We start from the raw sequence: 11,572 nt of genomic DNA, 5'->3' as shown, positions 1-11,572 counted from the left end.
CATGACCACCTCGCCGAAGGTCGGGGCCGTCGTCATCACGATGGGCAACCGCCCCGACGAGCTGCGCGCGCTGCTCGACTCGGTGGCCGCGCAGGACGGCGACCCGGTCGAGGTCGTCGTCGTCGGCAACGGCTCGCCCGTCCCGGACGTCCCCGAGGGCGTCCGGACCATCGAGCTGCCGGAGAACCTCGGCATCCCCGGCGGGCGCAACGTCGGCATCGAGGCCTTCGGCCCCGGCGGCACCGACGTCGACATCCTGCTCTTCCTCGACGACGACGGCCTGCTGGCGCGCACCGACACCGTCGAGCTGTGCCGCCGCGCCTTCACCGCCGACGACAAGCTGGGCATCATCAGCTTCCGCATCGCCGATCCCGAGACCGGTCTCACCCAGCGCCGCCACGTGCCGCGGCTGCGGGCCTCCGACCCGATGCGCTCCTCCCGGGTCACCACCTTCCTGGGCGGGGCGAACGCCGCCCGTACGAAGGTCTTCGCGGAGGTCGGCGGGCTGCCGGACGAGTTCTTCTACGCCCATGAGGAGACCGACCTGGCGTGGCGGGCCCTCGACGCGGGCTGGATGATCGACTACCGGTCCGACATGGTGCTCCATCACCCCACGACCGCGCCCTCGCGGCACGCGGTCTACCACCGCATGGTCGCCCGCAACCGGGTCTGGCTGGCCCGCCGCAACCTGCCGGCCCCGCTCGTCCCGGTCTACCTCGGGGTGTGGATGCTCCTCACCCTGGCCCGGCGCCCCTCGCGCCCGGCCCTGAAGGCCTGGTTCGGTGGGTTCCGGGAAGGCTGGGGCACACCGTGCGGACCGCGCCGGCCCATGCGGTGGCGTACCGTGTGGCGGCTCACCCGGCTGGGCCGGCCGCCGGTCATCTGACAAGCTCGTTGCCCGGCAGCACCGGCCGCACCCGGCCGGTGCCCGTGCCATGCCCGTCCATCCGCACAGGCTGCGCATCTCGAAGACGAAAGTATTCCCTTGTGAGTGAGACAACGCATGACGGCCCTGTCGCCCTCGGCGCGGCTTCGCCGCCCGACGAGGGCCTTCCGGCGGACCGGCTCGCCGCCAAGTACGGCCTGTCCGTCAGCGGCGCCCGGCCCACGCTCATCGAGTACGTACGCCAGCTGTGGGGCAGGCGCCACTTCATCCTCGCCTTCTCCCAGGCGAAGCTGACCGCACAGTACAGCCAGGCCAAGCTCGGCCAGCTCTGGCAGGTGGTGACGCCGCTGCTGAACGCGGCCGTGTACTACTTCATCTTCGGTGTCATCCTCAAGGCCAACCGCGGCCTGTCGCACGACACCTACCTGCCGTTCCTGGTCACCGGCGTGTTCGTCTTCACCTTCACGCAGAACTCGGTCATGGCCGGCGTCCGCGCCATCTCCGGCAACCTGGGCCTGGTGCGGGCGCTGCACTTCCCGCGGGCCTCGCTGCCGGTCTCCTTCGCGCTGCAGCAGCTCCAGCAGCTGCTGTTCTCGATGATCGTGCTGTTCGTCATGGTCATCGCCTTCGGCAGTCTCCCCGCCATGTCCTGGCTGCTGATCGTCCCGGCGCTGGTGCTGCAGTTCCTGTTCAACACGGGCCTGTCGCTGATCGTGGCCAGGATGGGCGCCAAGACGCCCGACCTCGCCCAGCTGATGCCGTTCATCATGCGGACCTGGATGTACGCGTCCGGCGTGATGTTCTCCATCGACAGCATGCTCAAGGGCCGCCCGGAGTGGTTCATCCGGCTGATGCAGGTCAACCCCGCCGCCGTCTACATGGACCTGATGCGTTTCGCGCTGATCGACGGCTACGGCGCCTCGCACCTCCCGCCGCACGTGTGGGCCGTCGCCCTGCTGTGGGCCGTGGTCTTCTTCGCCGGCGGTTTCGTGTACTTCTGGAAGGCCGAGGAGAGGTACGGACGTGGCTGAGCACAACAGCGGCCCGGAGACCGCGCGCGAGGGCGGGTCCCGGATCCCCACCGTCATCGCGGACGAGCTGCACATCGTCTACCGCGTCAACGGCGCGAAGAGCGGCAGGGGCAGCGCCACCGCGGCCCTGAGCCGGATCCTGAAGCGGGGCTCGGACGACTCGGCGCGCGGGGTGCGCAAGGTGCACGCCGTCAAGGGCGTCTCCTTCGTCGCCTACCGCGGCGAGGCGATCGGCCTGATCGGTTCCAACGGTTCGGGCAAGTCCACCCTGCTGCGGGCCAAAGGGCGACTTCATCACGCTGCCGATGCGGACGTACTCCTCCGGCATGGCGGCGCGGCTGCGGTTCTCCATCGCCGCCGCCAAGGACCACGACGTCCTCATGATCGACGAGGCGCTGGCCACCGGCGACCGCAAGTTCCAGCAGCGCTCCGAGGAACGCATCCGCGAGCTGCGCAAGGAGGCGGGCACCGTGTTCCTGGTGAGCCACAACAACAAGTCGATCCGGGACACCTGCGACCGGGTGCTGTGGCTGGAACGCGGGGAACTGCGGATGGACGGGCCCACCGGCGAGGTGCTCAAGGAGTACGAGAAGTTCACGGGTAAATAGGCGACGCGGTGGCGGGGCCCCGCCGGAACTCTTCCGGCGGGGCCCCTTCGTCCGTAAAGGAACCGTCAACTCGTACGCTGCTTAGGAATCTTGAACGGGATCGGTGTGTTGTTGTGATGTGCGGGACCCCCCCCTGCGACCCGCACCGTTGTACAACGTAAGCTGTACCGGTCCCGGAAAGCGGCAAGTGGGGAGATAATGCGCGACACCCTCCGCCAGGGCCGCTGCCCGGAGGGCCGGGCGGCGTGTCCGAAATAGTGTGTGTCGGGTCGGCAGTGTAGAACGGGAGATGTGACGGCAATGGCTACGGAAACTCCCCTGCTCACCGCAGCATGTGCCGTCCATGCGCCGGGCAGCGGACGATGACCGGGGCGGCCACGGCGCTCGACCCCGAACGCGCCACACTCGACAAGGCCGCGGGTGAGAACTTCCCCGTGGCACCGTTCTTCCTGCCCCGCGCCTGGCGCACCGACCTGATGGCCGTCTACGGCTTCGCACGTCTGGTCGACGACATCGGCGACGGAGACCTGGCTCCCGGCGGCGCCGACGCACGACTGCTCGGCGTCCCGCCCGAGGAGGCCGAGGACCGCCTCGTCCTCCTGGACGCCTTCGAGGCCGACCTGCGCCGCGTCTTCGACGGCACCCCACGCCACCCCCTGCTGCGCCGCCTGCAGCCCACCGTCCGCCGCCGCGCACTGACCCCCGAGCCGTTCCTCGGGCTGATCGCCGCCAACCGGCAGGACCAGCTCGTCACCCGGTACGAGACCTACGACGACCTGCTGGCCTACTGCGAGCTGTCCGCCAACCCCGTCGGCCGTCTCGTGCTCGCCGTCACCGGCACCTCGACCCCCGAGCGGATCCGCCGCTCCGACGCGGTCTGCACCGCCCTGCAGATCGTCGAGCACCTCCAGGACGTCGCGGAGGACCTCGGCCGCGACCGCATCTATCTGCCCGTCTCGGACATGAAACGCTTTCACGTCCAGGAGGCGGATCTCGCCACGCCCACCGCGGGCGCGTCGGTGCGCGCGCTGGTCGCGTACGAAGCCGAACGCGCCCGTGAACTCCTGAATGAAGGCGCCCCCCTGGTGGGTAGCGTCCACGGCAGGCTGAAGCTGCTGCTCGCGGGGTTCGTGGCGGGGGGGAGGGCGGCGCTCCGTGCGATCGCCGCCGCCGAACACGACGTACTTCCCGGCCCGCCCAAGCCCGGCAAGGTCCAGTTGCTGCGCGAGGTGGGCGTGACTCTGCGAGGAGAGGGGTGATCCGGGCCGTGGAGCCGCAACAGCACGCGTCCGCACCGGTACTCGCCGCCTACAGCTACTGCGAGGCCGTCACCGGACAGCAGGCCCGCAACTTCGCCTACGGCATCCGGCTGCTGCCGGCGCCCAAGCGGCGCGCCATGTCGGCGCTGTACGCGTTCTCGCGGCGCGTCGACGACATCGGCGACGGCGCGCTGGCGGACGACGTCAAGGAAGCCCGGCTCCAGGACACGCGGGCCCTGCTCGGCCGGATCCGCGACGGCGCGGTCGAGGACGACGACACCGATCCCGTCGCCGTCGCGCTCGCCCACGCGGCCCGCACCTTCCCGATCCCGCTCGGCGGCCTGGACGAACTCATCGACGGCGTCCTCGCGGACGTCCGCGGCGAGACCTACGAGACCTGGGACGACCTGAAGGTCTACTGCCGGTGCGTCGCCGGCGCCATCGGACGGCTCTCCCTCGGCGTGTTCGGCACCGAGCCCGGCGCGCGCGGCGCCGAGCGCGCCCCCGAGTACGCCGACACGCTCGGCCTGGCGCTGCAACTGACCAACATCCTGCGCGACGTGCGCGAGGACGCCGAGGGCGGCCGCACCTACCTGCCCGCCGACGACCTCGCCAAGTTCGGCTGCTCGGCCGGTTTCGACGGGCCCACCCCGCCGGAGGGCTCCGACTTCGCGGGCCTCGTCCACTTCGAAGTGCGCCGCGCCCGCGCCCTGTTCGCCGAGGGCTACCAGCTGCTGCCCATGCTGGACCGGCGCAGCGGGGCCTGCGTCGCCGCCATGGCCGGCATCTACCGCCGCCTGCTCGACCGCATCGCACGCGAACCCGAGGCCGTGCTGCGCGGCCGGGTCTCCCTGCCCGGCCGGGAGAAGGCCTACGTCGCCGTGCGCGGCCTGTCCGGCCTGGACACCCGGCACGTGACCCGGCAGGCCGTCAGGAGGCGCGCCTGATGGCTCCGGCCCACCACGAACAGCAGCAGGGCGACGAACCGCGGGCAACCCCGCACCGCCCCACGGCGTCACTGACGGCGACGGCCGGCCGGGGAGCACGCGCCCACCGCGGCGGACGGACAGGGGAGGGCGCACGATGACGGACGGGACGCGACCGGGCGGACCACTCGCGGCGGCGGTGCCGGGGCGGCACGCCGTCGTCGTCGGCGGCGGCCTCGCCGGGGTGACCGCCGCGCTCGCCCTCGCCGACGCCGGGGTGCGCGTGACGCTCCTCGAAGGCCGGCCGCGCCTTGGCGGCCTCGCCTTCTCCTTCCGGCGCGGCGACCTCACCGTCGACAACGGACAGCACGTCTACCTGCGCTGCTGCACCGCCTACCGCTGGTTCCTCGAACGGATCGAGGGCGCCGCGCTCGCCCCGCTGCAGGACCGGCTCGACGTGCCCGTCCTCGACGCAGACAGACCCGAGGGACGCCGGCTCGGCAGACTGCGCCGCGACGCACTGCCCGTGCCCCTGCACCTCGGGCGCAGCCTGGCCACCTACCCGCACCTCTCGCTCGCCGAGCGCGCCCGCGTCGGCCGCGCCGCACTCGCCCTCAAGGCACTGGACCCGGCCGACCCCGCCCTGGACTCCCAGAACTTCGGGAGCTGGCTGGCCGAGCACGGCCAGTCGGCCCGTGCCGTCGAGGCACTGTGGGACCTCGTGGGGGTCGCCACCCTCAACGCGGTCGCCTCCGACGCCTCACTGGGGCTGGCCGCGATGGTGTTCAAGACCGGTCTGCTGTCCGACCCGGGAGCGGCCGACATCGGCTGGGCCCGCGTCCCGCTGGGCGAACTGCACGACCGCCTCGCCCGCAAGGCGCTCGACTCCGCGGGCGTCCGTACCGAGGTCCGTACACGCGTCACCTCCGTCTCCACCAACGAGAACGGCGGCTGGAGCGTCCGTGTTCCCGGCGAGACGCTCCAGGCCGACACGGTCGTCCTCGCCGTGCCCCAGCGCGAGGCCCACGGCCTGCTGCCGCCCGGCGCCCTCGACGCCCCCGAACGGCTGCTCGACATCGGCACGGCACCGATCCTCAACGTGCACGTCGTCTACGACCGCAAGGTCCTCGCCCGGCCCTTCGTCGCCGCCCTCGGCACACCGGTGCAGTGGGTCTTCGACCGCACCGAGGCCTCCGGACTGCGCCAGGGCCAGTACCTCGCCCTGTCCCAGTCGGTGGCCCACGACGAGATCGACGCCCCCGTCGCCGTACTGCGCGAGCGCTACCTGCCCGAGCTGCGGCGGCTGCTGCCGCGGGCGCGCGGCGCCGAGGTGAAGGACTTCTTCGTGACCCGGGAGCGCACGGCCACGTTCGCCCCCACCCCCGGCGTGGGCCGGCTGCGCCCCGGCGCCCGCACCAAGGCGCCCGGCCTGTACCTGGCCGGCGCGTGGACCGCCACCGGGTGGCCCGCGACCATGGAGAGCGCCGTCCGCAGCGGCGTGAGCGCGGCGGACGCCGCCCTGCGCGCCCTGGGCCGGCCCCGCCCGAGCCGCCTCTTCGCTGCGCAGGAGGCGGCCCCCCGCACCTTCCCCGGGGGCACCCCCCGGGGTCCCGGCCGACAACCGGGAGAGACCGGCGCCGCCCAGCGAGGGGGGATCCGGTGAAGGCCGCCCACCAGCCCACCGCGGGTCCCCGCACCGCCGGTACCGCGACAAGAGGAGAGACTGTGCCCACTGTGCCCCCGGCCGCTCGGCAGACCGCGGTGGACGTGACCGCGCTGTTGGAGCGCGGACGGACCCTGGCCACTCCGGTCCTGCGGGAGGCCGTGGACCGCCTGGCCCCTCCGATGGACACCGTCGCCGCCTACCACTTCGGCTGGATCGACGCCGCCGGCAACCCGGCGGACGGCGACGGCGGCAAGGCCGTGCGCCCCGCCCTCGCGGTGCTCTCCGCCGAGGTCACCGGCGCCGCGCCCGAGGCCGGAGTGCCCGGCGCGGTCGCCGTCGAACTCGTCCACAACTTCTCCCTGCTGCACGACGACCTCATGGACGGCGACGAACAGCGCCGCCACCGCGACACCGTCTGGAAGGTGCACGGTCCCGCCCAGGCCATCCTCGTCGGCGACGCCCTGTTCGCCCTCGCCAACGAGGTCCTGCTGGAGCTGGGCACCGTCGAGGCCGGCCGCGCCGCCCGCCGCCTGACCACCGCCACCCGCGCCCTGATCGACGGCCAGGCGCAGGACATCTCCTACGAGCACCGCGACCGGGTCAGCGTCGCCGAGTGCCTGGAGATGGAGGGCAACAAGACCGGTGCCCTGCTCGCCTGCGCCTGCTCCATCGGCGCGGTGCTCGGCGGCGCCGACGACGCGACCGCCGACACGCTCGAGAAGTACGGCCACCACCTCGGCCTGGCCTTCCAGGCCGTCGACGACCTCCTCGGCATCTGGGGCGACCCGGAGGCCACCGGCAAACAGACCTGGAGCGACCTGCGCCAGCGCAAGAAGTCCCTGCCGGTGGTGGCCGCGCTCGCGGCGGGCGGCGACGCCTCCGAGCGGCTCGGCGAGATCCTCGCCGCCGACGCCAAGAGCAGCGACTTCGCGAACTTCTCCGAGGAGGAGTTCGCGGCCCGCGCCGCCCTCATCGAGGAGGCGGGCGGCCGGGAGTGGACCGCCCAGGAGGCGCGCCGTCAGCACACCATCGCCATCGAAGCCCTCGACTCCGTGAACATGCCCGACCGGGTCAGGTCCGCGTTCACGGCGCTCGCCGACTTCGTCGTCGTACGAAAGAGATGATCACTATCGGAACCACCCTCGCGTAGTCGCCGGCCGGTGCCGAAAGGTTTCAGGCACCGGTCGACGGCGGACCCACAGCAGCACGACTTGCACGACTGCACGAAGGGGAAGCCATGACAGCGACGACCGACGGAAGCACCGGGGCCGCACTGCCGACCCGCGCTGCCGCGGCCAGCGAAAGCGTACTCACCACCCCCGTGACGGCCGGGGTACAAGAAGCCGCCGCACACGCCACCCGGCGTGCCACCGACTTCCTGCTCGCCCAGCAGGACGCCGAGGGCTGGTGGAAGGGCGACCTCGAGACGAACGTCACGATGGACGCCGAGGACCTGCTCCTGCGCCAGTTCCTGAACATCGCCGACGAGGAGACCACCCGCGCCGCCGCGCTCTTCATCCGCGGCGAGCAGCGCGAGGACGGCACCTGGGCCACCTTCTACGGCGGCCCCGGCGAACTGTCCACCACCATCGAGGCCTACGTCGCCCTCCGCCTGGCCGGCGACGCTCCGGACGCGCCGCACATGGCGAAGGCGTCGGCCTGGATCCGCGCGCAGGGCGGCATCGCCGCCTCCCGCGTCTTCACCCGGATCTGGCTCGCCCTGTTCGGCTGGTGGAAGTGGGAAGACCTGCCGGAGATGCCACCGGAGCTGATCTGGTTCCCCGACTGGATGCCGCTCAACATCTACGACTTCGGCTGCTGGGCCCGGCAGACCATCGTGCCGCTCACCATCGTCTCGGCCAAGCGCCCGGTTCGCCCCGCGCCGTTCCCGCTGGACGAACTGCACACCGACCCGCGGCGCCCCAACCCGCCCCGGCCGCTCGCCCCGGCGGCCAGCTGGGACGGCGTCTTCCAGCGCCTGGACAAGGGCCTGCAGGCCTTCCGCAAGGTCGCGCCGAAGCGGCTGCGCAGGGCCGCGATGAACACCGCCGTGCGCTGGATCATCGAACGGCAGGAGAACGACGGCTGCTGGGGCGGCATCCAGCCGCCCGCCGTCTACTCCGTCATCGCCCTGCACCTGATGGGCTACGACCTCAACCACCCGGTGATGCGCGCGGGCTTGGAGTCGCTGGACCGCTTCGCGATCCGGCGCGAGGACGGCGCCCGGATGATCGAGGCCTGCCAGTCCCCGGTGTGGGACACCTGCCTGGCCACCATCGCGCTCGCCGACGCCGGTCTGCCCGCCGACCACCCGCAGCTGGTGAAGGCCGCGGACTGGATGCTCGGTGAGCAGATCGTGCGCCCCGGCGACTGGTCGGTGCGCCGCCCCGGACTGCCGCCGGGCGGCTGGGCGTTCGAGTTCCACAACGACAACTACCCCGACATCGACGACACCGCCGAGGTGGTCCTCGCGCTGCGCCGGGTCCGCCACCACGACCCGGAACGGGTCGACAAGGCCATCGGCCGGGGGGTGCGCTGGAACCTCGGCATGCAGTCGAAGAACGGCGCCTGGGGCGCCTTCGACGTCGACAACACCAGCCCCTTCCCCAACCGCCTGCCGTTCTGCGACTTCGGAGAGGTCATCGACCCGCCGTCGGCCGACGTCACCGCGCACGTGGTGGAGATGCTCGCCGTCGAGGGCCTGTCCCACGACCCGCGGACCCGGCGCGGCATCCAGTGGCTGCTCGCCGAACAGGAGGCGGACGGCTCGTGGTTCGGCCGCTGGGGCGTCAACTACATCTACGGCACCGGCTCCGTCGTACCCGCGCTGACCGCGGCCGGCCTGCCCGGCTCCCACCCGGCGATCCGCCGCGCGGTGGCCTGGCTGGAGCGCGTGCAGAACGACGACGGCGGCTGGGGCGAGGACCTGCGCTCCTACCGGTACAGCAGGGAGTGGAGCGGCAAGGGCGCCTCCACCGCCTCACAGACCGCGTGGGCGCTGATGGCCCTGCTCGCGGCGGGGGAGCGGGAGTCCAAGGCGGTCGAGCGCGGCATCCAGTGGCTGGCCGGCACCCAGCGGGAGGACGGCTCGTGGGACGAGCCGTACTTCACCGGCACCGGCTTCCCCTGGGACTTCTCCATCAACTACCACCTGTACCGGCAGGTGTTCCCGCTCACCGCGCTCGGCCGCTACGTCCACGGTGATCCCTTCGCCGGCAAGACGCCGGGCGACCGGCCCCGCGTCGAGGCGCAGGGCAGCTGATGAGAACCCAGCCCGCCCCGGACCCGCTGCTGATCGCCTGCGCGCTCGGCATCGAGCACCTCGCCCTGCGCAGCGGCGACCGCGGCGCGCGACGGGCGGGCCGGCGCGCGGCGGGCGGACCGGAGCGGCACCGGACCGAAGGGCAGGTGGACATCCTGCGCACCGGCATGGGCCCCCGGGCGGCGGAACGCTCCGTCACCCGGGCCCTCGCCGATCCCGCGCTGGCCCGGGCCGCCGTGCTGGCCACCGGCTTCTGCGCCGGCCTCGCGCCGGGCATGCACCCCGGTGACCTCGTCGTCGCCGAGGAGACCCGGGACCCGCGCGGGACCGTCGCCTGCGTCGGCACCGAACTGCTGGTGAAGGAACTCGCCCGCGCCCTGCCCGGCCGCGCCGTCCACACCGGGCCCGTCACCGGCTCCGACCACGTGGTGCGCGGTCCCGAGCGGTCCGACCTGCGCGCCACCGGCGCGATCGCGGTCGACATGGAGTCGGCGGCCACGCTGCTCACCGCCGTCCGCGCCGGCGAGCGCCCGGTCGCGGCCGTGCGGGTGGTCGTGGACGCCCCGGAACACGAACTCGTACGCATCGGCACGGTGCGCGGCGGCATATCCGCCGTCCGCGTTCTCCGCGCCGTCCTTCCTACTTTCTTCGAATGGCACCGTAATGTGCTGCTCCCCAGGAGGTGAGCCAGATGGCCATGCCACTGCGCCAGTCCATCAAGGTCGCTACATATCTGGCCGAACAGAAGCTGCGCAAGCGGGACAAGTTCCCGCTGATCGTGGAGCTTGAGCCGCTCTTCGCCTGCAACCTCAAGTGCGAGGGCTGCGGCAAGATCCAGCACCCGGCCGGAGTGCTCAAGCAGCGCATGCCGGTCGCCCAGGCCGTGGGCGCGGTGCTGGAGTCGGGTGCGCCGATGGTGTCCATCGCGGGCGGCGAGCCCCTGATGCACCCTCACATCGACGAGATCGTGCGCCAGCTGGTGGCCAAGCGCAAGTACGTCTTCCTGTGCACCAACGCCATGCTGCTGCGCAAGAAGATGGACAAGTTCAAGCCGTCCCCCTACTTCGCCTTCGCCGTGCACATCGACGGCCTGCGCGAGCGGCACGACGAGTCGGTGGCCAAGGAAGGCGTGTTCGACGAGGCCGTGGCGGCCATCAAGGAGGCCAAGCGGCGCGGCTTCCGGGTGACCACCAACTCCACCTTCTTCAACACCGACACCCCGCAGACCATCATCGAGGTCCTCAACTTCCTCAACGACGACCTCAAGGTCGACGAGATGATGATCTCGCCCGCCTACGCCTACGAGAAGGCGCCCGACCAGGAGCACTTCCTCGGCGTCGAGCAGACCCGCGAGCTGTTCAGGAAGGCCTTCTCCGGCGGCAACCGGCTGCGCTGGCGGCTCAACCACTCGCCGCTGTTCCTCGACTTCCTCGAGGGCAAGGTGGACTTCCCGTGCACCGCCTGGGCGATCCCGAACTACTCGCTCTTCGGCTGGCAGCGCCCCTGCTACCTGATGAGCGACGGGTACGTCCCGACGTACCGCGAACTCATCGAGAAGACCGACTGGGACAAGTACGGGCGCGGCAAGGACCCGCGCTGCGCCAACTGCATGGCGCACTGCGGCTACGAGCCCACCGCCGTCCTGGCCACCATGGGGTCCCTGAAGGAGTCCCTGCGCGCCATGCGCGAGACCGTCTCCGGGAACCGGGACTGATCCCGTGACGGCCGTTTCCTTGGGCCTTCCCGAGGTACCGGCCCGGCCGGTCGCCGAGCGGCGCGTGTCGCGGCGGATCCAGGTCGGGCCGGTGGCCGTCGGGGGCGGGGCCCCGGTGTCGGTGCAGTCGATGACGACGACGCGTACGTCGGACATCGGTGCGACGTTGCAGCAGATCGCGGAGCTGACCGCGTCGGGCTGCCAGATCGTCCGCGTCGCG

At 72.1% G+C, this 11,572-nt stretch carries 10 protein-coding genes and 1 pseudogene; all 11 read left to right on the top strand.

Annotated features, from left to right (window positions below; translation table 11 throughout):
* Nucleotide 1 precedes the first annotated feature (1 nt).
* On the top strand, nt 2-886 hold the full coding sequence (locus IG64_RS33025) for a glycosyltransferase family 2 protein (protein WP_037863115.1): 885 nt from the start codon (nt 2-4) through the stop codon (nt 884-886).
* A 101-nt stretch (nt 887-987) separates the two neighbouring features.
* Complete coding sequence (locus IG64_RS33020; RefSeq protein WP_037863109.1) at nt 988-1,917, top strand: ABC transporter permease; 930 nt, start codon at nt 988-990, stop codon at nt 1,915-1,917.
* A pseudogene (locus tag IG64_RS33015) lies at nt 1,910-2,525 on the top strand (ABC transporter ATP-binding protein). Before IG64_RS33020 ends, IG64_RS33015 begins: the two are co-directional and overlap by 8 nt.
* 362 nt (nt 2,526-2,887) lie before the next feature.
* The gene (gene hpnC / locus IG64_RS33010) at nt 2,888-3,784 is read left to right on the top strand and encodes a squalene synthase HpnC (RefSeq protein WP_037863107.1); all 897 of its coding nucleotides are present in this window, start codon (nt 2,888-2,890) and stop codon (nt 3,782-3,784) included.
* A complete protein-coding gene (gene hpnD / locus IG64_RS33005; RefSeq protein ID WP_037863106.1) occupies nt 3,781-4,731 on the top strand; it encodes a presqualene diphosphate synthase HpnD in 951 nt (316 codons plus the stop codon). The genes hpnC and hpnD overlap by 4 nt, the downstream gene beginning before the upstream one ends.
* A gap of 136 nt (nt 4,732-4,867) precedes the next feature.
* A complete protein-coding gene (hpnE, locus tag IG64_RS33000) occupies nt 4,868-6,373 on the top strand; it encodes a hydroxysqualene dehydroxylase HpnE (protein WP_037863104.1) in 1,506 nt (501 codons plus the stop codon).
* Nucleotides 6,370-7,500, top strand: coding sequence for a polyprenyl synthetase family protein (locus IG64_RS32995; protein WP_078884366.1), 1,131 nt, complete (start codon nt 6,370-6,372; stop codon nt 7,498-7,500). The genes hpnE and IG64_RS32995 overlap by 4 nt, the downstream gene beginning before the upstream one ends.
* A 113-nt stretch (nt 7,501-7,613) precedes the next feature.
* The gene (shc, locus tag IG64_RS32990) at nt 7,614-9,638 is read left to right on the top strand and encodes a squalene--hopene cyclase (protein ID WP_037863100.1); all 2,025 of its coding nucleotides are present in this window, start codon (nt 7,614-7,616) and stop codon (nt 9,636-9,638) included.
* Nucleotides 9,638-10,324, top strand: a complete 687-nt coding sequence (locus IG64_RS32985) for a 1-hydroxy-2-methyl-2-butenyl 4-diphosphate reductase (RefSeq protein WP_037863099.1) — start codon at nt 9,638-9,640, stop codon at nt 10,322-10,324. The genes shc and IG64_RS32985 overlap by 1 nt, the downstream gene beginning before the upstream one ends.
* Before the next feature lie 5 nt (nt 10,325-10,329).
* Nucleotides 10,330-11,352 carry an adenosyl-hopene transferase HpnH gene (gene hpnH / locus IG64_RS32980; protein ID WP_037863097.1) on the top strand — a complete coding sequence of 341 codons (1,023 nt, stop codon included), beginning with the start codon at nt 10,330-10,332 and terminating at the stop codon, nt 11,350-11,352.
* 4 nt (nt 11,353-11,356) lie between these two features.
* The coding region (locus IG64_RS32975) for a flavodoxin-dependent (E)-4-hydroxy-3-methylbut-2-enyl-diphosphate synthase (RefSeq protein ID WP_037863094.1) at nt 11,357-11,572 on the top strand (216 nt) is incomplete at its 3' end.

This window comes from Streptomyces sp. NRRL S-340 (genome assembly GCF_000720185.1).
Classification (GTDB): domain Bacteria; phylum Actinomycetota; class Actinomycetes; order Streptomycetales; family Streptomycetaceae; genus Streptomyces.
Note: the sequence above shows the minus strand (reverse complement) of the source record. Positions and strands in the feature narration are given on the sequence as shown.